Origin of the sequence: Niabella sp. (assembly GCF_030150205.1) — a bacterium.
In the GTDB taxonomy this organism is placed as follows: domain Bacteria; phylum Bacteroidota; class Bacteroidia; order Chitinophagales; family Chitinophagaceae; genus Niabella.
Genome location: NZ_JASLGT010000002.1, coordinates 56,443 through 80,516, shown reverse-complemented (window position 1 = coordinate 80,516; position 24,074 = coordinate 56,443). Strand labels below are relative to the sequence as shown.

22 protein-coding genes and 1 pseudogene are annotated in these 24,074 nt (G+C 46.4%); 9 read left to right on the top strand and 14 right to left on the bottom strand.

Features of this window, described 5'->3' with window-relative positions; translation table 11 throughout:
- Window positions 1-147 precede the first annotated feature (147 nt).
- From Q1V85_RS00900 to Q1V85_RS00885, 4 genes are all read right to left on the bottom strand, one after another.
- Window positions 148-1,542 (bottom strand): DUF5458 family protein, encoded by a 1,395-nt coding sequence (locus Q1V85_RS00900; RefSeq protein WP_300596476.1) that lies wholly within the window; start codon window positions 1,540-1,542, stop codon window positions 148-150.
- Between the two features lie 30 nt (window positions 1,543-1,572).
- Window positions 1,573-2,025: a hypothetical protein gene (locus Q1V85_RS00895; protein ID WP_300596474.1), complete on the bottom strand. Its 453-nt coding sequence runs from the start codon at window positions 2,023-2,025 to the stop codon at window positions 1,573-1,575.
- Window positions 2,026-2,276: 251 nt separating this feature from the next.
- The gene (locus tag Q1V85_RS00890; RefSeq protein WP_300596472.1) at window positions 2,277-4,754 is read right to left on the bottom strand and encodes an ATP-dependent Clp protease ATP-binding subunit; all 2,478 of its coding nucleotides are present in this window, start codon (window positions 4,752-4,754) and stop codon (window positions 2,277-2,279) included.
- A gap of 24 nt (window positions 4,755-4,778) precedes the next feature.
- A complete protein-coding gene (locus Q1V85_RS00885; protein ID WP_300596470.1) occupies window positions 4,779-5,849 on the bottom strand; it encodes a PKD domain-containing protein in 1,071 nt (356 codons plus the stop codon).
- 66 nt (window positions 5,850-5,915) lie between these two features.
- On the opposite strand from Q1V85_RS00885, the gene Q1V85_RS00880 reads away from it, so the two are divergent.
- The gene (locus tag Q1V85_RS00880) at window positions 5,916-6,563 is read left to right on the top strand and encodes a C40 family peptidase (RefSeq protein ID WP_300596468.1); all 648 of its coding nucleotides are present in this window, start codon (window positions 5,916-5,918) and stop codon (window positions 6,561-6,563) included.
- Window positions 6,564-6,582: 19 nt separating this feature from the next.
- Here Q1V85_RS00880 and tssO read toward each other — a convergent pair whose 3' ends face one another.
- From tssO to Q1V85_RS00840, 8 genes are all read right to left on the bottom strand, one after another.
- Window positions 6,583-7,095 carry a type VI secretion system TssO gene (gene tssO / locus Q1V85_RS00875; RefSeq protein WP_231004838.1) on the bottom strand — a complete coding sequence of 171 codons (513 nt, stop codon included), beginning with the start codon at window positions 7,093-7,095 and terminating at the stop codon, window positions 6,583-6,585.
- A 39-nt stretch (window positions 7,096-7,134) separates the two neighbouring features.
- Window positions 7,135-8,310 (bottom strand): hypothetical protein, encoded by a 1,176-nt coding sequence (locus Q1V85_RS00870; RefSeq protein WP_300596464.1) that lies wholly within the window; start codon window positions 8,308-8,310, stop codon window positions 7,135-7,137.
- Window positions 8,311-8,325: 15 nt separating this feature from the next.
- Window positions 8,326-9,195, bottom strand: coding sequence for a TssN family type VI secretion system protein (locus Q1V85_RS00865; protein ID WP_300596462.1), 870 nt, complete (start codon window positions 9,193-9,195; stop codon window positions 8,326-8,328).
- Between the two features lie 37 nt (window positions 9,196-9,232).
- Complete coding sequence (locus Q1V85_RS00860) at window positions 9,233-10,192, bottom strand: hypothetical protein (protein WP_300596460.1); 960 nt, start codon at window positions 10,190-10,192, stop codon at window positions 9,233-9,235.
- Between the two features lies 1 nt (window position 10,193).
- The gene (locus Q1V85_RS00855) at window positions 10,194-12,071 is read right to left on the bottom strand and encodes a hypothetical protein (RefSeq protein ID WP_300596458.1); all 1,878 of its coding nucleotides are present in this window, start codon (window positions 12,069-12,071) and stop codon (window positions 10,194-10,196) included.
- Between the two features lie 8 nt (window positions 12,072-12,079).
- Window positions 12,080-12,514, bottom strand: a complete 435-nt coding sequence (locus tag Q1V85_RS00850) for a GPW/gp25 family protein (protein ID WP_300596456.1) — start codon at window positions 12,512-12,514, stop codon at window positions 12,080-12,082.
- A 239-nt stretch (window positions 12,515-12,753) separates the two neighbouring features.
- Window positions 12,754-13,593, bottom strand: coding sequence for a DnaJ domain-containing protein (locus Q1V85_RS00845; RefSeq protein WP_300596454.1), 840 nt, complete (start codon window positions 13,591-13,593; stop codon window positions 12,754-12,756).
- A 1-nt stretch (window position 13,594) separates the two neighbouring features.
- Window positions 13,595-14,011: a hypothetical protein gene (locus tag Q1V85_RS00840; RefSeq protein ID WP_300596452.1), complete on the bottom strand. Its 417-nt coding sequence runs from the start codon at window positions 14,009-14,011 to the stop codon at window positions 13,595-13,597.
- A 147-nt stretch (window positions 14,012-14,158) separates the two neighbouring features.
- Between Q1V85_RS00840 and Q1V85_RS00835 the strand changes: the two genes are divergently transcribed.
- Complete coding sequence (locus tag Q1V85_RS00835; RefSeq protein WP_300596450.1) at window positions 14,159-14,908, top strand: LexA family transcriptional regulator; 750 nt, start codon at window positions 14,159-14,161, stop codon at window positions 14,906-14,908.
- A gap of 303 nt (window positions 14,909-15,211) precedes the next feature.
- Here Q1V85_RS00835 and arfB read toward each other — a convergent pair.
- Window positions 15,212-15,601, bottom strand: a pseudogene (arfB, locus tag Q1V85_RS00830) (alternative ribosome rescue aminoacyl-tRNA hydrolase ArfB); the annotation flags it as partial.
- Between the two features lie 448 nt (window positions 15,602-16,049).
- Between arfB and dtd the strand changes: the two are divergent.
- From dtd to Q1V85_RS00800, 6 genes are all read left to right on the top strand, one after another.
- A complete protein-coding gene (gene dtd, locus Q1V85_RS00825) occupies window positions 16,050-16,502 on the top strand; it encodes a D-aminoacyl-tRNA deacylase (protein ID WP_300596447.1) in 453 nt (150 codons plus the stop codon).
- Between the two features lie 7 nt (window positions 16,503-16,509).
- Window positions 16,510-16,845 (top strand): nucleotide pyrophosphohydrolase, encoded by a 336-nt coding sequence (locus Q1V85_RS00820; RefSeq protein WP_300596445.1) that lies wholly within the window; start codon window positions 16,510-16,512, stop codon window positions 16,843-16,845.
- Between the two features lie 3 nt (window positions 16,846-16,848).
- Window positions 16,849-17,883, top strand: a complete 1,035-nt coding sequence (locus Q1V85_RS00815; protein WP_300596443.1) for a YihY/virulence factor BrkB family protein — start codon at window positions 16,849-16,851, stop codon at window positions 17,881-17,883.
- Window positions 17,884-18,020: 137 nt separating this feature from the next.
- The gene (locus Q1V85_RS00810) at window positions 18,021-19,163 is read left to right on the top strand and encodes an FAD-dependent oxidoreductase (RefSeq protein ID WP_300596441.1); all 1,143 of its coding nucleotides are present in this window, start codon (window positions 18,021-18,023) and stop codon (window positions 19,161-19,163) included.
- A 125-nt stretch (window positions 19,164-19,288) separates the two neighbouring features.
- Complete coding sequence (locus Q1V85_RS00805; RefSeq protein WP_300596439.1) at window positions 19,289-20,059, top strand: LytTR family DNA-binding domain-containing protein; 771 nt, start codon at window positions 19,289-19,291, stop codon at window positions 20,057-20,059.
- Window positions 20,056-21,105, top strand: a complete 1,050-nt coding sequence (locus Q1V85_RS00800) for a histidine kinase (RefSeq protein ID WP_300596437.1) — start codon at window positions 20,056-20,058, stop codon at window positions 21,103-21,105. The genes Q1V85_RS00805 and Q1V85_RS00800 overlap by 4 nt, the downstream gene beginning before the upstream one ends.
- A 50-nt stretch (window positions 21,106-21,155) precedes the next feature.
- On the opposite strand, the gene Q1V85_RS00795 is transcribed toward Q1V85_RS00800, so the two are convergent.
- Window positions 21,156-21,665: a cupin domain-containing protein gene (locus tag Q1V85_RS00795; RefSeq protein ID WP_300596435.1), complete on the bottom strand. Its 510-nt coding sequence runs from the start codon at window positions 21,663-21,665 to the stop codon at window positions 21,156-21,158.
- A 233-nt stretch (window positions 21,666-21,898) separates the two neighbouring features.
- On the opposite strand from Q1V85_RS00795, the gene Q1V85_RS00790 reads away from it, so the two are divergent.
- Entirely contained in the window at window positions 21,899-24,055 is a 2,157-nt protein-coding gene (locus Q1V85_RS00790) for a hypothetical protein (protein WP_300596433.1), read from the top strand.
- The last annotated feature ends 19 nt before the right edge of the window (window positions 24,056-24,074 follow it).

Genomic DNA, 24,074 nt, shown 5'->3' with positions numbered 1-24,074 from the left:
TGTACATTTTAGGTTAAAAAATAAAAAGTATAAAAACTATAAATAAAAAAAACGTGTTCAAGGCATACAACAGTGCGCCCTTCCGCCGCATTGCTGGTTGTATGCCGGTACTCTGCTCCCTATGTTAGCTCCTCAAAATCTTTACGTTTACTTGCCCTCCTGTTCGTATTTCGACATCCATTCTACACCATCGGGGTCTTCACCTTTCTGGCCTTCCAGCTTAATCAGGAACGTTTTAGCCGGGAAGTAGGGTTTTAAGTGTATGTCTAAATGGATCCGGTCTTTCTGCACCGGGTCCTGTTCAAATCTTCTGATCGTAAAATTTTCAATGAGCTTGCTGGGACCGGTGATCCCATCCAGGAATTTAACAATCTGGGAATTGAGTTCCTTGCGCGTATTTGCATTGAAATTCTCAAATGCACGCCGGTTCAGGAAGTCCATCATCACCTTTGCCACATAGTCAAAAACCCGCACTACCGAATAGGTTTGCAATCCTATATTGTCACCATTGAAAAGCGTTTTGGCAGAAAAAGCCATTACCTTTCCATACTCTTTGGCCATGGGAACCAGCCCCAGTTTTTCCAATGAAGCGATCTCGCTCTTCTTCAGATCAAATTTCACTCCATCTACCTCGTTCATGCTTCCGTATTTCTTACCGGCCGTTACCTGCGACATTAATGTGTAATAGATCTTCCCTGCCAGAGAGCTGGATGGAGGTACAAACAGGTGATCTTCCTCTCCTACCGCATCTACCTTACCCCGGCCTACCAGCCAGTTGCAAGCCATGATCACATTGGAGCGATAAGGATCGCCACCAGTAAGGTTGGCTGCTTCAAACAGCTCCATCACATCATCCGGCGTATCCAGGTTTTCAAAATCCGTCACCAGCATCACTTTGTTATCATGAGCGATCTTTGCCCATTTTTCCACCACCTTGTTAGAGCCCAGGTAACCGGGTAATACCAGCAGGCCATAGTTATTCCGCAGGTCGAGCCGGTCATAATTATTCACCAGTTCCGCCTGCACATAATCGATAAATCGGGTATTGTCCAGGTCTTTCAGCTGATCCAGTTCCGCATTCATTACGGAAATATTTTTTACTTTCTGGCTTTCGGTGTTTTTGTAAAACAAGGCCACGGAGCGGTACGAGCGTTCCAGGTCCTGGGTACGGTCGAGCGCCTTACGCAGGTTCGATTTTAAGGTATGCTCCGCAGAATGCGCCTTTTGCTCACAATCATTTACCATCTCACTGAGGTCATCGGTTTTGCCCAGCACATCCACCCACCATTCCAGCGTTTTTTTCAGTTCTGCACGATCTGCCTTTTTTGAAGATTCTTCGAGGAAGATCTTTTTCCTTGCCTTGCGCTCCGGATTCAGGTTCTGCACATTGTCAATGGCAGATTCGAGCAGGTCGAACCCACCCAGCCGTGCCAGCGGCTGTAAGTATGAATCCAATGATCCAAGTTCCCGGGTCTCCGGCTGTTTATATTCTTTCTGTGTACCTTGTTCTTCCGGAGTTAAATTATTTTGAGCAGTTGCCATATATTAATCAAAAAATAAGTCAATAAATTATTATTTAGAGCCGTCCAGTTCCTGTATCAAAACCTGCAGTGCGGCCAGCAGGTTTTGCTTGGTTTCCCTGTCGGCCAGCGCCTGTTTCAACAATTTATTTGTTTTTAACTGCTTTACAATTTTCTGATATTGCTGGCGTTTCATATCCAGCTCGCTTAAATAAGCACTCTGGCCGGTAATACCACCAGCACCAAAATCGCTCAACCCTTTAAAATGCAGGTCTTCCTTTTTGGTAGCACCCTCTTCGGTTTCAAAGTCCATCGAAACCGTTGGCGCAAAATGGTTAAAGACCGCCTCTATATTGGTAAGCCCCTGTACAATTTCAGGTTTAACGGGCGGAAGATCGGTCAGCTTTTCGGCTAATAAAACACGGTTCTGGGGAATATCTGCAAAAGCTTCAAACGCATCTGTTTTTACTTCCGTACCACCAATACCATAAGGTTCTAAAGGCATAGCTATTAATTTTACAGGTCTAAAAATTTGATTCTTTTTCTGTCAAGCACCTTTCAAAATATCTAAAGTCGGTTATGAGACCCCGTTCGACGTATTTCTATTTTTCAAGGTCAGCTTCTTTCAAAAATAAAAATAAATTTCAAAACAAATCTAAAAAATAAATACAATCCCATAATAAATAATTATTAAATATACCCGGAAATAGCGATGTCTGAAGACCTTCGCTATTGGTTCAAAAAAACCATAGCCATCTATACCGGTATATTTTCCCAAATCAACGCGTCCGCTTCCAGCTTTAACCGGGCCTTTCCCCCTGCCTGCAGCTCACCCGAAATGATCTTTTTCGATAATGGTCTGCGTATTTGTGAGCGGATCACTCCATGGAGCGGCCGGGCCCCGTATTCAGGCGTAAAGCCCATAACCGCCAGCTTCTTTTTGGCTTCAGGAGTAATTTCGATCCCCACCTGTTGCTTTTCCAATGCAGCATACAGAGATTTCAGATGGATATCCAGGATCCGTTCTACCATTTGCTCCCGCATCGGTGCAAAGGGTACGATCTCCGTAAGACGGCCCAGGAATTCGGGGCGGAAATGATTGCTCATGATGTTGAGCAGACTTACGGGATCCGGTGGTGCCTGGGTATTGTTAAACGAGTCTACCACATGCTTACTGCCAATATTAGAGGTAAAGATCACCAGCGAATTGGAGAAATCGCCTTCTTTGCCCAGCTTGTCGTGGATCTTTCCCTCATCCATCAGCTGCAGGAAGATATCAAATACGGACTGGTGTGCCTTTTCGATCTCATCAAATAATACCACCGAATAGGGTTGCTGCCGGATCTTGTTGACCAGCAATCCGCCCTCTTCATATCCTACATACCCCGGAGGGGCGCCGTATAAAAGTGCCGCGGAATGCTCCTCCTTAAATTCCGACATATCAAACCGGATGATATTGGTTTCATCCTGGAACAGGAAATCGGCCAGCGATTTTGCCAGTTCCGTTTTGCCGGTACCTGTAGGCCCTAAAAAGAAAAAGCACCCGATGGGTTGCCCGGGTTTGCCCAAACCGGAGCGGGATTCTAAAATAGATTCGCTGATGATCTTCACCGCATGGTCCTGTCCTACTACCCGTTGCTGCAGGATCTCTTCAATATTCAGCAGGCGTTCTTTTTCCTGTGCCTGTATTTTACCCAGCGGGATACCGGTTTTATCTGCTACAATGGAAATGACATCATTTTTATCCAGCGCTGTACGGTCCTGTTCCACCAATGGTTTCAGCGTTTCATAAACGGCGTCCAGGTAGCTGATCACCGCATCTGCAGTTTTCATCTGCATCGGGTCTTCCGATGTGGGCACTGCGCTCCAGATCACCGGGCTCATTCCGCTTTTTAGCTGCTGGTAATGCCATTGATATTCGGTTAGTGCTGTTGGGTTTTCTGTGTTATTTTTCAGCGCTTCATATGCTGCCTTCCGGCTCTCCAGCAGTTTTGCGCCGGTATCTTTCACCAGGCGCAGGGCCGCCATAGAACGGTCTGCAAGATCAATGGCCGCATCCGGCAGGCGCCGGTCCTTAATATACCGTTTGGCCAGGCGAATGGATTCATGCAGGGTTTCATCCGGCGCCGCGATCTTATGATGGGTTTCATAAAGCGGCATTACAATTTTCATCATCCGGAAAGCCGCTACCAGACCGGGCTCTTCTACGGTAAGCGTTTCAAACCGCCGCGCAAAGGCTTCGTCCCGTTCAAAGTGCTTCCGGTATTCATCAATAGTAGTGGCACCAATAATGGTAATAGCGCCTTTGGCCAGCTCCGGCTTCAACAGGTTGGCCGCACCGGCAAAAGGTCCGTTCTTATCGAGCAACACATGGATCTCATCAATAAACAGGATCCCCTTTTCAAATTGTTTGATCTCATTCAGCACCGATTTCAGCCGTTCCTCCGTTTCTCCTTTATAGGAAGCACCTGCGGCCATTGCCCCGTTATTTAGTTCAAACACACGGGCATTCTTCAAAAAAGCAGGCACCTGTCCCTGCTGAATAGCGATGGCAAACCCGTCTACCAGCGCAGTTTTACCAACTCCCGGTTCGCCAATCAACAGTACATTGGGCTTGGTCCGCCGGCTCAGGATCTCAGCCATCATGCGGATTTCCTGTTCCCTTCCGATAATAGGATCGAGCTTGCCCTCTGCAGCCATCCGGGTTTTATCGATCGCATATTTTTGCAGGGCCTGTTTACCGGCACCGGTGCTGTCGGCGACGGTACCCTGTGTTGCATTTTTTACTTCATTGAGCAGCTGGGCCCCTTCAGCAGAAACAGCGGCCAGGTCAACCAGCTGCTGCCGCTGCGCCGGAAAGGTTTTCAGCTGGTCAAAAGAAAAAGCAATACCCGGTGTGCCGATAGAGGCCAGTACATGGATCGGCTCTATTTCATCGTGCCCTGTTTGTAAACGGATATGATCCGCATCATCCAGCACGGTGGCAATATCATCAGCAGCCGGAATTTCATCTTTGAGCGTGGTTGACTTTGGAAGCGCTTCAATGCGTACATCGGCCCAGTCTGCCAGGTAATATACATCCATATCGGCCTGCACCAGTATGGGATCCAGCTCCACATCTTTATGCAGTAAGGCTTTTAGCAAATGTGCAGACGCATAGCTGCTGTGCATGTTTTCTCTGGCAATTGCTTTGGCAATCTGTATTGCTTTTTCGAGCGTTTTTGAGAATTGCATTTTGGTCTGTTAATTTTTTGATGATTAAAGATCTCTCCAGGACATCCCCAGCATTCCCGTTTTCACTTTCCCGATTATATCAATTTTATTTATGCAATTGTTCTGCTTGTTTTTATACAGGGTTGTGGTTAATGACAGTTTATCGCCTTTTTTTACGGCAGCCACCTTTTCGAAAAACTGCTGAAAGGTAGTTGCTTTTCCGTTCAGAATAACGGTTGTATTCATATTCCCTTCACAAAAGTATTTACTAAAAGTGGAAATCGGTCGTTTTCCTCCCGCGGAATTCCGGAGCATCTGGTTAAAATCGGCCGCTGCTATATCAGGATACGTCACCACAGGCTCGGGTGTTTGAGGCTGTTGCTGCTGTGGTTGGGGCGCCGGGTTCAGCTGTTCCGGCAACGGAGCGGTGTGCGGATCATCGTTTACCCGGGGACGGATCACCGGGCCGGACGCACCTGCCACCGGTTTGGGTATTTCAGCCGCCTTAGGGTTTACAAAAATCTTCCGGACCAGCGGTGTTTTCATATTTCCGTTAATGATCACAGAAATTGTTTTCCATCCGGGCGTTTTGTAGGTATAATATTGATTACGAAGGGTGCCATCCACATTAGCCGTTTCACCAAACCGCCATTCCCAGCTGGTAGCCCTTGCAGATGTATCGGTAAACAGCACCGGCACATCAACCGTTGCGGTGGCCGGCATCACCACTTTTGCAACCAGCGAGGAATCAATGATTTCCGGAGCCTCAAAAACCGTAATGGTTTTGTACTGGGAGCATTTGCCATCAGCAACCAGCATAATGGTGTAATTCCCCGGGGCATCAAAGGAGTGCATTGCCGATGCTACTTCTGTAATACTCTGCTGATTATCGCCAAAATCCCAGTGCAGCTGCTTAAAATTGCGTGCATCCGTTTCGAACCGGACGATGGTACCCACCCGCAGGCTGGAACCCACCGTTTTGATCAAAAAATCGGAGCAGGGTTTATAATTTTTAAACCGCACCACAAATGCCAGGGAGGCCAGGATGCACACCGCCAGGAGGGTGATGATCACATTATCATCCAAACGAAAAACCATGAATTGTTTCTTCTGCATAAAGATGGTTTTGCGATTTCCAATAGTTTTTATAAATGATTTTTAGTTAAAACTTAATTTTGCTACATGTTACCAGGAAAAATATTCGGCGCCTTGTTAATCACCCTGAGCCTTTCTGCCTGTACCCTTTTTAAAAAACCGGCCGCCCCGGACTATAGCACTTCCCTGTATATCAGCAGCACCGCTCATAAAGACAGCACCAGCACCGCTATTCCGGCCGGCAATTCCCATAAACCGGCCCTTTCCCGGTCCGACTCGCTGCTGAAAACCAAGTATGCCGGTTATTTACAGGTACCAGCAGACAGTATCCACAACCTGAAGCTTTACCGCTTTATTGATGAGTGGCTCAACACGCCTTATCAATGGGGGGGCACTACCAAAAGAGGCATCGATTGCTCTGCGCTGATGCAGCGTTTGCTGGCCGAAGTGTACGACATTTATATACCCCGTACCTCTTACCAGCAATATTTTACGGATAATGTAGAACGCTTTGCGCGCTGGGAATCGCTGGCCGAAGGGGATCTGATCTTTTTTAAGACCATTCCCGGCAACCCGATCACCCATGTGGGGTTGTACCTGGGCAATGGCCGGTTTGTGAACTCCGCCTCCCGGGGGGTTACCATCGAAAGCCTCCGGAAACCCTATTGGGCCGCACGCTATGTAGCCTCCGGCCGGCTGATCGTAAACAAATCGAGGCGGGTAGCAAAAAATTAAGTCAAAGAGCAAACCACGCTTAACGGGGCGTGGTCAATAAATTATTCATCTGGGTTCTGCATTCTGTAAGATCCCTGCTCAGCTGCGCATTATCTGCTTTCAGCTTTTCCACTTCTGTGGGCATATCACCAATATCCGTGATCTTATTGGTGGCTTCCAGGTAACGCTGAAACACATCGATCACATTGGTATTTAACCGGGAGTACATGCTGCTGTCCTTGTATTGCAGGTTGTTCAGTGTCCGGATCTTTTCCATGATCAGGGAGTTCAGGTAAGCCTTTTGCGATCCGGGTTTACGAAGCGAATCGATCAGCACCTTGGTTTCATCCATGGTTTGTACAAAACGGTCCTGGGCAGCCTCCTGCAATTTAAAATTGTTGAGCTGCTGCCGCATAACCCGGTTATCTTTTGTGGGTACCAGGGTATCAAAATAAAAGGCCAGTAACACCAGGCCCACCGCCAGTATAAATAACAATAAAAATTTCCAGAATGCCTGCTGGCGCTCTTTTGCGTTAATGACGATCTGCGACATTTTTCTTCTGTTTTAAAATTCCGGTTATTGATAATAGGATCAGTCTGCCAGGAAAAATCCGCGTTTTCTTGCCTGTACTTCTTCCTCTGGAACAATCAGCTTTTCTTTTACAAAAATGCCTGTTTCTTTTTTCTTGCCGATATAATCCAGCGCGGCAAGATTGGTAAACAGTTGCAGGATCAGGGCACAGAACTTTACATTTTTATCAATGCCTTCGCGAATGTTCAAATGATCGTACCGGTAATTGGTGATGCCGGTGATCTCATCCTCCAGCGCACCCTGGTTTACATTGCACCATTCTGTAAAATAATTGATCATCTCTTCCTTTGCCGATCCGGTATAGATATCGATGGCATTTTTAATGGTGCGGGCCAGCCCTGAAACAGCAGACACCAGGTGTACGGGGGGCCCATACAATGCATCATGACGATATTCTCCAAATACCTGTGCAATATAAAACAGCACCTGTTCGCTCAATTTGCGTACCGGGTCGATCAGCTCATTTTGCTGGTTTTTTTGCAGGATCTTCTGCAGGATCTGTAAGGCATTTAATTCCATCCGCCCAAAGAACTGTTCGGTTTCTGCATGATGCTGGATCAGGCTTTCGTGGCTGTTTACAGCTGTACAGGGCGGAAGATAATCTTCTTCCAGGGAAACAGATTGATCCCGGATAAGGATCTTTCCTACCGGCAGCTGGAATGCCCCCAATGTATTCAGTGATGTATCTGCTACGGGCAGCAGCGATACGGTATAGGCAGGCTCCGTAAAAGGTAACCGGATGGGTTGTTCTTCAGGATTAGCGGCCCCCGAAGGTACCGGGTTGTACGGGTCCAGCGAAAGGACCACATAAAAGGCATCAGACTTTCCCTGCAGCTCTTTGAAGGGAACGCTCAGCCCCGGAATTTTGGCACTGAGCTGGCTGGTATTATCTGCCGAATCCGTATTCAGGCGGATCATATACCCACCCCTGGTAACGGCAGTGCAGAACAGGATGCGCAGGTTTACATGCTGCATATTATCCACACTTACCCAGATCCGGGGCGGCTCGGTTGCAACGCTGATGGGCAACAGGCCGTAGTTATGATCATTCAGGAATACGGTATTGCTCATCGCCTGCTGGAACACGGCGGCATTGTGCTGGGCAATGAAATGATTTTTATTGATCTTCATTCCGTTTACCCAGTTAACTGGTTTATATTCTTGCATGCGGTTCATATGTTCATAATTTTATTAAGAAACCCTGGAGCAAATAATAATATCGTTCTCTTTTACTTTGTTGATAAAGATGGTCCGCTCCGGATCGATATATTTTGTAAACAGGGTATACCATCTTGGTTTTTTAAAAAAGATCCAGCCGGAAGGCACGCCTTTTTCATTGAGATAGGAGATGCTGGCATTGGGATGCCGTTCATTGTAATCGTTGATAAAATAGTAAAAAAGTTCGCCAAACTCCATATCAACAGGCGCCTTTGCCCGGAAGTTGGTAAAATGTTTATCTACGCCTTTTTTGTGAAATTCGAAGCTGATCACCAGCAGGTTCCGGAGCTTTTTTTCATCCACCTCAGCTATTTCCATATGCGCAGGATAATGCCACTGTTTTAAAATCTTAAAAGGAATGGCGATGGCCTGTTTATAGGTATAGTAAACGATCAATGGAATAAAAAAGATCACCGCGGCTGTGGCCATGGTGAGGTCCATAGCATCTTTCCGGAACAGCCGGTACGTCATCATAAAGCAAAGCCCGCCAATAAACAGGATGGCCAGTGTAAGAAAGATCTCTGCCCAATAGGTTTTTTCATTTACCCATTTCAGCCGGGTGTTGAGTGTATACACATGCAGGATCCCCAGCCACAGGAAAAAAAACTGGAAAAAAAGGAACTGCTGTGTATTACTTTCCAGGAACCGGAACCAGGACAACAAGCCTATAAGCGCAAACCCTGCGGCATACAATAAAATATAGTACACCGTGGGTTTTGTAAACGGCTTGAAGCTGCCCCTGATTTTTGAAACAATCAGCCCCATGATCACCGACATGCTGATAAAGCTGATCCCCAGGTAGGGCAGCGCCGATTTTAATGATGGTGAAAACCAGTTTTCCATTTTCTTTCTCTCTGTTGTTCCTTAATTAAAAAACCGTTTACATAATGGAAGAATATCCCAGGATCACTTCACTTTCCTCATCAAAGGACATCCCTTCCGTTTTTGGAGCCACAAGAATTTCGATTTCGATATCTGCCTCAACCGGTGCAAAATAATCATTAAAGGTTTTTATCAGCAGGTCCTTTTCTTTGTTGTTAATAAAATCACTGACCCTGCCATTTTCCAGGGGACCGATCTTATACAACAGCACCGGGTAATCTTCCATAAACTCTGCCCCGCAAACCATATAGTCGCCCAGGGGTTGCTCACCCAGCCCGCCTCCACTGCCCAACCCGGCATTTTCCGGCACCCGGATCACCTTCGGTTCCTTGCGTATGATCTGCACCGGTTCGTGCAACAGGGCTTTTAAACAGGACTCCATAATGGGAAGATTGCCGCTGATCTGGTGTGCATATGGCAGCAACAGCAAAAATGAAGCCGCTTCATGTATTTTAAAAGAAGGCGGCAATCCCCAGAAATCAAGGAAGTATTTTGTCAGGATCTGGCTTTTTAAAATATCCAGCAAACTGATCTCTTCCTTTTCCAGCATGCGCTGCTGATAAAAAAATTCATGCTCAAAAGGCTGAAAAAACCTGCGGATCTCCTGTTCCTTTGTAAGGTTCTTTTTATACCGGTCGATCATTTCAGCTACTCCGGACTGCTGGCGGAATTCGCTGGTTTCCGGCTGGTGAAACAGGGCCTCCGGAAGCATATCGTAAAAACCGGCGCGGGACAAACCGATCTCCAGGAAGGTCCGGTACCAATCGTCCTCGATCACATTGGTTCGATAAATATCTTTCACAAACTCCCGGTAAAAATAACCGTTGTTCTGGGTTACATATCCCTGCTCCGGGAAGCCATTCTCCAATGCGTGGTTCAACAGCACTTCCGCTTTTATATCTGCGTCACGCTGCTGTAACCATGCTGACAGATTTCGTATGGGATCTTCGTGCTTCATGTTAAATGCCGGATGCTTCTTTTATAAATACCCGGTAAGGGATGAATGCCATTGAGCGTTCGGTTAGCTGCAATACCAGTTCTTTTTCCCATTGCGCTACCTCACTTTTTTCCTGGGCCTCTATGAAGGCCTTTCGCTGTATCGTAATGGTTACATCGATCGTTTTCATAAAGCCCTTCGTCGTTTCGGCAGAGATCATAAATCCTTTATCCACGGTTACTGCATCCACCACCGATCCCAGGAAATGCCGGCAGTACAGGGCGATGTCATTCCGGCTCATGATACGGTCTTTAGACAGCAGGGCATATTTATAGGCCACCACAGCATCTGACTGGCTCAACCGGTTCTTTCCATTTTGTGTATTGGTGAGCAAAAAGACCGAAGCATGATTTACCGATCCGGTTTTATACGGTTGCAAACGGGTTCCGGGCCGCAAACCGTTGGCCGCGTACCCGTTGGTGCTCCAGTACTGGATATATAAAAATTTAGAGCTTGTTTGCCGGGGATTACGCACCATCAGGTAAGGTGTATAGGCCGACTGGTTGGAGCTGGTATTTCCCAGCAGCTGTTCAATTTTTGCTATGGATTGTTGCAGGCTTTTTACCTCCTGCGAGATGAGGTCTTTTCCTAATTTGGAAAAGGCTGCACTTTCATCCCGCAGCAGCTGTACAAGGTTCTCTACCACCACGGTGGCATCGCGTTCATCAAAACGGCCGGCGCCACCATTGCGCAGTAAAATATTGAGTTGCGTGTGCGCTTCTTCTGAGTTTTGGCGGGTATGCAAAAAACGCCCGGTTTCATCGGTAATCTCCGCCAGGTCATAAAACTGATCGGTATCCGTAAGCAAAGGAATCACATTGATCATTTCCTGGATCCGGTACGTGATCTCATGCAGCTTACGGTTAACCACGGGAAAGCAGTTTGCAAATACGCTTACATCTTCCAGCATGGTACTGGTAATATTTTCGGGAAACCTGATCCGGATCCAGCAAAGCGGCTGATGAATGGCCTGAAGCGTATCGTTTCCAAACACCGCTTTCAATTCCGCCGGCAATTCCTTTTGTGCTGCTGTATATTGTTGTATAGCCGGCTCTTTGATGCTGACAAATGCCTCTTCATACAATTCGTTCACCAGCCGGATATACCGTGAAGTTGCGCTTGCTTCCTGCTGAATCAGTTGTGCCGCATACCAATCCGGATTCCTGTTCGCTTCCACGTTATACCCCTTTTGTGTATGTACCGGGTTTTCGCCGATGGTCCAATGGGCACTTTTCAACTGGTTATAGAATACGGCCTTATTGATTTCACTGCGGTACTGGAAGTAAAACTGGGTGTGATTCAGATCCGGTTCTTTATGATCTACTGCGATCCAAAGTGTGGATGGCTCCAACCACTGCTGTTCTTCCGCCAGACCAATCAGTTCCTTGGTAACGCCGCCGGGATAACGGTACATTTTATTGCCTGTAGCCGCATACAGTACCCGCGCTTTGTTAATGATATACGCATCGGTAGGTGTAAAAAAGATATCGGTACTTTTGGGCGCCTCGCTGCTGCTGTGCCGTATATGCTGGGTCGTATAAAACTGCTCCTTTACAGATAAGGTAGCCCTATCTTCCAGGCTGTTTGCATTCAACACAGCGGAAGCCAGCCCGGGACCGGTTAATACGTCCGGAGCCAGCAGTTGCACGATGCGGTCCATCACCCGGTTGCGGGAATGATAAATCTCATTTGAAAGCCGCTCCAGCTCTGCCGCATTTACCGATAACAACAACCCTACCAGCGGATCAAAACTGGATGCTTCTTCAGTTTCGGGGTACCCCCAGATCTTTGCTGCATTTTGCAGCATCCTGTTTCGGATATGTTCCCTGCTTTCGTTCATTGTTTAGTTTAGTTGTATGCCAGCGGACTGATAAAAAAGCCATCCCGGTATATAATCGGTTCGTTGGTGGCCGAAATAACAGCCATAATGGTAAATTCCAGTTTCCTTTTCATCCCGGGATCGGTGATACCGGAGGCGGTTTCTTCCTGTTGCACCCGCATTTCGATCTTCACTTTTTCAATCCTCTTTTCAAACCGGGCAATGGTTTTGCCCAGGGATAGCAGTATTTTTTCTTTTTGTTTATTCCGGTAAGACACATTATCAAAATCCTCATCCCAAAGTTCATTTCCAAACTGCGCATCGCTTTGCAGTTCGCCGAACGCGGTAGTCAGCATCAGGTGTAAATGATGCGCAATAGATTCCTTTAGCGAGCATTTTTTTACATCTTTTTTGCTCACTATTTTTTCCAGTTCCAGTGGAAGTTTGTAATACGGATACAGCATGCCCAACATCAAGATAGTTCGTAGATAACGTTGTGATTTAGATCATGCGATTTGCCAGGCTCAAAAGATATTTTCTTGATAGGTAAACACGCGGTAGAGCTTTCTCTCCTGGGCAAATATGATTTTTTTTTCCAGATTTTCCCAGTTTTGCCCCGGGTTTTTAGAAAAATCACCCGATTTTTGGCAATCATTCCACAATAATCCATAATATATCGAAAAATTTTTCAATCCCTTTATAACTATTCACTATACGGCTGCAGATCCTCCTCTTTTATCCACCCCTTGAGCTTATAATCAGGATTTGCAATACTTTGAAAAACAGCGTAATAAAAATTTTTATAGCGTTTGGACACCTGAATTTTATTCCCCCTGGTCAAATACTCGTCGGTGCGCACCTGGTTCTGGGGATCCTTATAGAAATAAGCCCTGGCTCCTGCCACGATAAATTTTCCGGAAATACTGGTTACCGTTCCCTCCGGCACAGCGGTCACTTTTTCCGTTGCAGGTATTTGTATAAGCCACACTACCGACGCTGCAATAACAAGCACACAAAGGATGATCAACGGCAGGCGGTAGCGTTGTTTTGCACCCGATGCATCTGCTTTCAACTGCCGGTATGCCTTTTCTGCTTTGAGATATTCCTGTTTGGCTGTTATGTAACCCGGCAGTTCGGACCGGATCAGCTCCAGTTCCGCGGCATGCGGGGCTTCCTCCATAACCGGTTCCTCCGCTACGGGCGCAGCGTCCGGAGTATGAGTTTCCGGTACGGTATCATCCTGTTCGGCTGCCGGTGAGGGTGGTGTATCCGGCTGCCGGGAAGCCGCTTCCTGGAAATTCTTTTTTGCAGCATGCCGGTGCTCATCATAAACCTGGTCATATTCCATACGCAGCTGCGGATCGCTTAACACTTCAAATGCTTCGATGACCTTTTTTGACCAGTCTTCAAAATAAACATCCCCTACATTTTTGTCAGGATGAAATTTAAGGATCAGTTTCCGGTATGCCGTTTTTATCTGCTCATCTGTAGCAGAACGCGGCACTCCCAACGTTTCATAATAGTTCTTTAATGTTCCTGCCATATCAGTTATCTTTCCAACCCAGCACTTTTCTATTTAGGATCTGTACTTCTGTAAAACGGCTCGGTTCCCTGCTGTTTTTCTCCTGGGGATACATCCAGGTTTCGTCGTGGTTTTCCTTTCCATCCCCGGCCCTTATTTCGGCAGGGTGTCCCCAGGCCATTAACAAAAATTCCGCAGGCATTCCAACGGTCACTTCGCCTTCGCGGATCTCCCGGGTATACTTCGGGTCAAATTTATTTTCAATGATATCAAACAGACGGGTTTCCCGTTTTTCATATAGATCCCTGGTTACTACCAGTGCATTGCCGGCCTTTTCCAGCTGTTGTTTTTGCTGTGCAGCCTTATCACTCCGGTTTAGCAGCAGGAAAACAAGTATTCCTGTAGTAATGGCAATGATGATGATCGGCAAAAGAAACATAGGGTATTTTGATGATGATAACAGATTAACACGTGTACAATCAAAGATAGTGGCAACGCCGGAAAAAAATTAGTTTCGGACGGGACCTTGCTAAAAAAAATTTTATACTGTCAAAATATTTAGTATTTTGCACTAAAATTATTAGTCATGTCAGTTGCCAACAAAAATCTGAAATACCTGAGGAAGCTCAGGGGATTAACACAGGATGAGTTTGCCAGCAAATTAAACATCAAGCGTTCCCTGCTAGGTGCGTATGAAGAAGGCCGGGCGGAACCAAGGCTGGAAGTACTGGAAACCGTTTGTGACCTGTTTAAACTAACACTGGACGAAATTTTACGAAAGGATCTGAGTGAAAGCACTGATAATTACCTGGCCAAAAGACGCGCTCTTAAGCTCTCCGATACCGCTGCAAAGATTCCTTTTGTTCCTGTAAAAGCAGCTGCAGGTTACCTGAATGGTTATGCAGATCATGAATTTATTGACGAACTGAACACTTTTACGCTTCCCATGGTTACCGGCGGCAACTACCGGGCCTTTGAAATTTCGGGGGACTCCATGCTGCCAACCCCCAGTGGATCGATTATCGTAGGTGAAAAGGTGGAGGCAATGGATCATGTAAAAAACAATACCGCCTGTATCGTAGTATCGAAAAACGACGGTATTGTTTATAAGCGCATCCAGAAAAACGGTAAAACCAAGAACAAATTGATGCTGTTAAGCGACAATCCTACCTTTCAGCCGTATTCCATAAGCTCAGAAGACGTGCTGGAGATGTGGGAAGCCCAGTTTATCATTTCCAAAACAAATACCATACATAGCTGGAATGTAGGTCAGCTGGTAAATATTGTAGCCGATCTTCAGCAGGAGGTTGCCGGTATGAAAAAGAAGATTAATTGAGGCCACTGAGACGCTGAAACACTGAATGCTTTTATACTTTCCGCGGGAGCTGGCAGTTCTGGATGCTGATACACTTTATCTAGCCTCAAGCAGGACGTCCGTAGCCCTATTTTCTGTGCATCTGTATTTCTGTGGCTACCTGAATTAAAGCCACTGAGGCACTGCAACAACGAACATTTTTATATATTCTGAGGTCGAATATCCCTGGATGCTAATAAAAACCTGCGCAACGGAGGACAGGAAACCCCGTAACCTAAATCTCTGTGATCCTGTGTTTCTGTGGCAGCCCAAATGCACAAAACCCTACCAGTCATCGCGCCGTACATCCCGGCGGCTGGATTTGATCGCTCCTTTCCGTTTCTTGCTGTCGATCCGCCGGGCTATCGCCGCTTTTGAGACTTTTGTGGCGATCCGCGCCTTCTTTTTATGTAGTGCAACGGTGATCAATGCGTTGATCTTTTGAATCGCTTCTGTTTTATTTTCTAACTGAGTACGGTGTTGCTGTGATTTCACCTGCAAATAGCCCTCCGATTGTATCCTGTTAGCAAGCTTCGCCATAATCATGTCTTTTTGCGCCTCGGAAAGCAGCGCAGAACTGCTGACATGAAACGACGCAATAACCGCTGTTTCCACCTTATTTACATTTTGCCCGCCTTTTCCGCCACTCCTTGTTGTTTGAAATAACAGCTCTTTTGAAACGTCCATTGCTTTAGTCTTATAAAGTATAAAACTACTGCAATAATTTTGAACCGGCCCGGTTGCGCTTCATTCTAATTTTCGCAAATGCCCCAGGAAACAACGCACGCTGTAAATACTATCTATTCTGACAACTATCCGCCAGCCTAAAGTTGTGTACAAGAAATTTGTGTACAAAATTCCTGTACACAAAAAAGCTGTACACAGATTTGTGTACAAAAATTGAAGTTCAAAAAAATTGTAAACAAGATTCACTTCTGCAGGCACTCATCCCTGGTTATATATCCATCGCAGTACCGCATGGCCATTTTTGATAATTAATACATTTAAACGAGTAATTATTTGCTCAAATGGTTCCGAACCGATTCAATAAAATTTATATCCCCCGCCCCAAATTGTCCGGGAATCCTCTTTGTATCCCTATTTTTGAGGAAGCATATATAATATGAGAATCGTTATTCAACGTGTATCCGAAGCCCGTGTGGTAATTGATGGCACTATTTTTTCAGCAATTGAGAAAGGGCTGTTAATCTTGCTGGGCATTGAGGATGCTGATACGGAAGAAGATATTCGCTGGCTCAGCCAGAAAATAAGCCAGCTGCGGATCTTTGATGATGAAGCAGGAGTGATGAACCGCTCTGTAAAAGATATAAACGGTGCGGTGCTGCTGGTAAGCCAGTTTACGCTGCATGCCTCCACAAAAAAGGGCAACCGGCCTTCTTATATCAGGGCCAGCAAGCCGGATATAGCCATTCCGCTCTATGAAAAAATGATCCGGCAGTTGGAAACTGACCTTGGAACCGCCATTCAAACCGGCATTTTTGGAGCCGATATGCAGGTGCATCTTGTAAATGACGGACCGGTTACCATTATTATTGACTCAAAAAATAAAGAATAGTATCGATATGACAATAGATGAAGCACAACGCACCGTGGATCACTGGATCAAAACCGTAGGAGTCCGCTATTTCAGCGAGCTCACCAATATGGCTATTCTTACAGAAGAGATGGGCGAACTTTCGCGCCATATGGCCCGCATCTACGGCGACCAATCCTACCGGAAAGCGGAAGATGAAAAAAATGCCCGGGAACTGATGGCCGATGAAATGGCCGATGTATTATGGGTACTGATCTGCCTGGCGAATCAAACCGGTACCGATCTGACAAAAGCACTGGAAAAAAATTTTGAAAAAAAGAATATCAGGGATGCCGACAGACATTTGAACAACAAAAAATTGTAGCGAATGGCCTTAAAACGGAACTGGACGATCATTAAACAAACCCTTGAAGAAACCTTTACCAACCGCATTTTTAAACTAAGTGCGGCGCTGGCCTATTATACCATTTTTTCGCTTCCGGGATTGATGATCGTGATCATCTGGATCGGCGACAGCTTTTTTGCAGATGCGCTGTTGAACCACAGTGCCCATGCCGATGTAAAGAACAGTCTGCATGTACAGATTGAGGGCTTTATCGGAAAATCCTATGCCGACCAGATCTGGCAGACCATCGATAATGCGGCACGTTTTCCCAACAAGGCCTTTGCAAAAGGGATCGGTATCCTTACCCTGGTTTTTGGTGCCACCGGAGTTTTTGCAGAGATACAGGATTCCATCAATATGATCTGGCGGCTGAAGGCCCGTCCTAAGAAAGGAAAAGGATGGCTGAAATTGCTGTTGGACCGCTTAATGTCCTTTTCGGTAGTGGTTACCCTGGGCTTTCTATTATTGGTATCACTGATGATCAACGGGCTGATGGAATTGCTTACGAATCAGCTAACGCGTATCATCCCTGATTCGCAGCGCGTGATCGCTTATATCTCCAACCTGGCCATTACCTTTTTAATTACATCGGTTCTATTCGGTATGATTTTTAAAGTATTGCCGGACGCAAAAATAAAATGGCGGGCTGTAAGAGCCGGCGCCTTTGTTACCACCCTCCTCTTTATGGGTGGTAAGTTCCTCATCAGTTATTACCTGGGGCATAATAAAATGACGTCTGCCTATGGCGCAGCCGGCTCAGTTATTATCATTTTACTCTGGGTGTATTATTCTGCCATTATCCTTTATGTAGGTGCGGTATTTACCCGGGTATATGCCATTCATAATGGCATGAATATCTATCCCAGTCAGTACGCCGTTTGGGTAGAACATGTAGAGGTGGAAAACAAAGATTCCATCCAAAACCTGCAACAGGATCCGGTGGTGGCCAAATCAGCGGAAGAACACCGGCTGGAAAATATTTACCTTGAAGAACAGGAGCACCGGAAAGAAGATTGACCTGCTTCTGATAGCTCTCATTTCAACCAGGATCACCATCCAGCCGGTACAATAGCGGTTTCATCCACTTTCTCCCCGGTGCTGGCTGAGCGGAATATTATTTTTGTGGAACAACCAACCCACTAAAAACAGCGGTTATGAAGAAAGGGATCATCATTGGTGCCGGAATTGGCGGGCTAACCACAGCCATAGCACTGCAACGCCGGGGCTTTGAGGTAACGGTTTATGAAAAAGCAGCCGGGCTCCGGGAAGCTGGGGCAGGCCTAACCCTTGCACCCAACGGGCTGCGGGTACTACAGGAATTAGGACTTGCCGAAGAAGTATACCGTTCTGGGCAGGTTCTCGAAAGCGCACTTGTAACAGATATCCATATGCGGCCGTTTTCCGCCATCGACGGCAGGTGGCTGAGTACAACGTACGGGCACCCGCTTATGGCCATGCACCGGGCGCGGCTTCAGCAGATCCTGGCTTCACATCTAGGAAAAGATAACATTCTGCTGAATAAATCCATCCGGTCTTACGGGCAAAATAACAACAGCGTTATTGCTTATTTTGAGGATGGCACCCATTACGAGGGCGATTTTATGATCGCCGCAGATGGGCTCCGGTCAAAGATCAGGGCCCGGCTCCATCCCGGCCTGCAACTGCGATATGCCGGTCAAACCTCCTGGCGGTTTATAACCCGTTACGCATTGCCCAATACCGGCACAGCTTACGAAATATGGGGGAATCAAAAGGGCCTGCGCGTGGGTTATGTACAGGTACACCCGGATGAGGTTTATTGTTTTATCACCAACTGCCAGCCCCCCGGAATAAAAAGCAACCGGCAAACGCTCCGGCAGGATCTGCTGAAGCTATGCGCGGCATTTCCGCCACTGGTACATGAGCTGATCCAATCCTGTGATGAAGATGCGATCCTGCAAACCGACCTCTTCGATTTTCAACCTATAAAAAACTGGGCCGACGGACGCGTGGCGCTTTTGGGCGATGCTGCACATGCTACCACACCCAACCTGGGGCAGGGCGCCAGCCAGGCACTGGAAGATGCTCATGCAATAGCCCATGCGCTTTCTACCAATGCGACCATACCCCAGGCATTGGACGCCTATCAAAAAAAACGCATACAAAAGGCTGCTTATATTACCAGGAGATCCCGGCAAATGGGACAGGTCACGAATACCTCCGGAGTGATTAAAAAACTGATCATGCAGGTATTGAGCGCAATACCGGCATCATGGAGCAACAAACAGCTGAATAAAATTTATCGCGCCGGCTCATAATCATGGGAAGATCCATTTCAATTGAAACAACTAAATAGCGGGTTCAGCCTACTATTACCCGGTTTGGATCCCCAACAGAAAACCTGTTTCAATTATTTGTTTTACCTTGTTGCAAAGAACCAGGCATGACCATACTAATTGTTGAGGATGAAGAACTGGCTGTAAAAAAATTAAGATCGGTAATTGCCGAGGTCATCCCTTCGGCACAGATAGCCGGTGAAGCGGATAGTATTGCAGCCGCAGTAGAGTGGCTTGGCCATCATCCGCCGCCCGACCTGATCTTAATGGATATTGAATTGTCCGATGGACAAAGTTTCGACATTTTTGAACGGACCGAGATCCGGAGCCCGGTTATCTTCACCACATCTTATGATGAATATGCGGTTCAGGCATTTAAAGTCAGCAGTATTGCCTACCTGTTAAAGCCTGTTGAAAAAGAAGACCTGCAGGAGGCATTGAAAAAGTACGATGAACTAAAGGAGTTTTATACCACCCAAACAAACGGATTTTCGATTGCCCGTTTTGTGGAAATGCTGCAATCGCGGATGCAGCCGCGGGATTATCGCCAGCGTTTCCTGGTAAAATATGGAACCAGGCTCAGATCTGTGGAAACGAAAGACATCGCCTATTATTTTACTGAAGAGCGGGTCAACTACTTCCGCACCTATGACAATAAAAAGTTTATTGTAGACTATACCCTGGACGAACTTGAAAAAATGATCGATCCCCATGTTTTTTTTCGTATTAACCGGTCTCACCTGGTATCCGTTCAATCGGTAAACAGGATCGACGACTATTTTGGCCAGCGCCTGGCACTGCAGCTAAATCCGGATGGCGGCACATCTATCGTGAGCCGGGAAAAAGTAGCTTCCTTTAAACAATGGTTGGGTAAATGATCCCGCAGGAAGAATTAAAAAAATTCAGGTGGCTGCTTTTTTTACTGGTGCCACTTTTTGCCATCAGTATGAATTTGCTGTTGTTTGGAACAGCTGTTCTTAAAAACGGACGGATCCTGGTGTTGTCCACTTTATTGCTGCTGGGCATTACGGTACTTTTGTCCTCCCTGCATATCGGGTTTGCCAACTGGATGCGCCGGCTGATTGCCCGCGAGGACCGCCTGGTTACCCGGCTGCTGCTGGCCAGTTTTTGCAGCATTCCGATAACGGCGTTATTTGTGAGCGGTATTTTCTTTGGCTATGATGCGCTTTCCCTTTTTCATTACCGGCTTTCCCTCACCCAATATAAATGGGCGCTTTTAACCGGAGTCATCTGTGATGTGATCGGCATTGCCATGAATGAAGGTATTTACGGTTACAGCAAATGGAAAGAAACCCGGCTGGAGGCAGAACAGCTGAGCAAAGAAAAACTGCAAACCCAGCTTAATAGCCTGTTACAGCAAATCAATCCGCATTTTCTGTTCAACAGCCTTAACTCCCTGTCTGCACTGATTCCGGAAGACACCCGGCGGGCACAACAATTTGTAAGCAGTATGAGCAAAGTATACCGCTACCTGTTACGTGCAAATGAAACCGAATTAACAACGCTTGATGAAGAGTTGCGGTTTATTGACTCTTACTTTGATTTGCTGCAAACACGCTTTGGAAAGGGGGTACGGCTGGTAAAAAATATTAAAGATACCGACCTGCAGGCATTGCTGCCTCCGCTGACCCTGCAACTATTGATAGAAAATGCAGTTAAACACAATATCGTTTCCCGGTCGGCCCCTTTGCTGATAGAGATCAATACCACCGGCACCGGGCTGATGGTGCGTAATAACCTGCAAAAAAAAGCGCTCAAAGTAGAAAGCGGCAAGGTGGGCCTGTCGAACATATCTGAAAAATACCGCCTGCTCAATAAAAGCAAAATAGAGATCACGGACGGTGATGGCTTTTTTTCCGTAAAAATCCCTTTTATTTATCAGCCGCCGGCGGCTGATAAATAAAGTGATACCCATGTCAATATTTCCCGCCCTTCCCGTTTATTTGGCTTCGTTTATTTAAACATTAATTTACTTAGAGCAGCCAGCGCCTTAACCATAAACTGGGGTGGGGCCACCGATTGCGTTACATCTGGATATGCGGCCATTACGCGGCTTAGATACAATACCGATCTGAAGTCCGATCCTTTGATCTTTCCCTGGCGTACGAACGCATCCATTGCCCCGATCATTTCTTTAAACCGTACCCTGGGCGTAATGCAGAAGTCGAACAAGACCATTTCCCCCGAGGTATTCTTATACGTATGTGGTGTTTGTTTGGGAATGGAGATACTTTCGCCGGCCTTTAAGGTGACCCATTCTTTTCCCCGGTATACCTGTAAGGTTCCCTGTAAAACGAGGAACTGCTCTTCCTGAACCGGATGATAATGCACCGGGGCGCCGTCTTTATGCGGCATGAGCAATACAGTTCCGGCTTCTGCGCCGTTTATGTCCCGCCACTCTATCTGGGTTCCCAGGGCAGCCAGGTGATCGATGTCCGGCTGAAATTGAATTGAAGTTTTCATTCTTATTATTTTTTGTGAATAAGAACGAAGCTACCTCACAGTAAAAGCCTGGAAAAGCCCGTCAATGCTCAATTGCATAATCCATTGTCCGATCTGGCTTAAGGAGCTCTCTGCCGGTATTGGCCACCTCACTATGAAAGCCAAACACCCTATAAAACACCCGGGGCATACAAATATTCACGCTCAACGATTCACTGCTTTTTTGTATTTTTATAAGTATTAACAACATGCCATTGCCAGGAAAAACTGTTTTCTTTTTTCTCCTGTTTTTATGGGGAGCAACGCCAAATGCCCAAAGCGTTTTTCCGGTTCAAAATCCGGCATTGTACGTCATTACCGACAAAACCATCTACACACCCGGAGAAGCTATCTGGTTTAGTGGTTATTTTATACCACAGGAAAAACTTCCGGATAGTCTCAAACCAGATGTGATGGCCGTAGCACTTATCCGGGAGGATACCGCTGGCTACACCGTCAACCAAAACTATTTCATGCAGGGACGGTTTTGCCCCGGCAGTCTTACCCTGCCCATGGAACTGCAGCCTGGAAACTATGAACTGGTGGCGGCCATTAATCTATTGGATTCTTCCGGCCGGCCCCGGTTCAGCTTTCGCAAGCGTCTCTCCATAAAGACGGTTGAACAGCCGCCCTTCCTGCTTACTTTTCGTATTGAGGACCATTCAGAAGACACGGACACCCTGTATATCACCATGCAGGCACTGAAATCCGAAGGCGTTTTGATTGATTCTAAAAATGCCTCCATTAGCTATCACCGGCCCGGAGAAAAACCTAAAACGCAAAAACTGGATATTACAGGAAGGGCCCGGCTGATGATCCCGATAGATCGGGCATACACTACATTGCCCGTCCTTTACACCGTTACCACCGTCAATGAACAATCGCGGTTCTTTTCAGCCTGGCTACCTCTAAAAAGGTCTTTTACAAAAAAGGAATTGCAGCCTGAAAGCGGAGATATTCTCCCGGATAAATCGGTGAACCTCACCCTGCTTAATACCATATGCGAAGACACCCTACAAGCAACTATTACTGTCAACCGGCCACAAAACCTGTTACTGGCTTACCAAAACCTGTATAGCACCACGGCAGAAAAATCAGACCCGATGCTTATTCAGAAACAAAAAAAAATTGCGCTGCCGTTGAAGGACCTTGCGAAAGGCATTCATACGTTGTCTCTGCTAAATGAAAACGGGGCTCTACTGAATCAAAAGCAATTTTTTGCTCATTATGAGGACCGCAATCGTTTATCAGTGCAGACCGAAAAAAATCAATTTGGTACCCGGGAGAAAATAGCTGTAACCATTGATATGAAAGACGGGCAGGGAAAGCCGGCCAAAGCACTACTTACTGTAGCCTGCGTAAATACAAATCGCCTGGAGAATGATAACCGGTTATTATTCCCGGGTTATTATTATGCGCAAAGCCTGGATGAGCCCTATAAAACTGAAAGCATCTATACAAACAGAAGCCTGTTGGGCCGCATGTTGCAACAACCGGTAAACGCCAGCGGAACACAACGCTTTACTACAGAAGGGCTTTACAAACCGCAGATAACAACCAATATTGTTTTTGCAAGAGACGGAAAAAGGGTAAAAGAAAAGCTGGCGGTATATATCCGGAGTGATACGACCGATAAATTCGCCACAACAGACAATGCAGGCCGGTTCTATCCTACACCAGCAGACCTGACCGTACCGGAAGGGCGTCCGTTTTCAGTAAAGGCGGGTAATATTACAAAAAGAGAAATGGTCTCGTTCATGATCCCCTATGCAATAACTATTACCAATCCTATGCTAAAATCCATGACCTACCTGGAACACCCGGGATTGCCTTTGCACCGCAGGGAGCCCAATAATCAAACCAGCAACAACCAGGTGTTAAACGATCCTTATGAAGCAAAAATGATGAAAATGGTTACCGTGCAAAGCAAATTTTTTAGCTTATCCGCTGATGAAACTCATAGAAATAATTGCGGTGATTATGTTTGCTCTTACAATATTCTAAACTGCCCGGCGCATTTAAACGACGTCAATAATACCCTTCCCGTTAAAGGCGGGCGGTATCTGACCAGGGCCGGGGGAACCTATACTATATACCAGGGTTGTACGGAAAATAATCTTGCAAGGATCAATACACCCCGTGTATTTACGGGAATGAATGAAAACAGGCTGCAAAACAAGGAAGTACCCCAATATTTGTCTACCCTTTACTGGTCTCCGTTTTTACAGGTATCCGATAAGATCACCCTGGAATTTTACAGTAGTGACCAACCGGGAAGATATAAGATCATTGCAGAGGGGATTGCAGAAAACGGGGATATTTTGCGGGAAGAAAAGGATATCCTGATTGATGATAAAAATCTGCAGCCATAATCGATGCTGCCAACTTTAT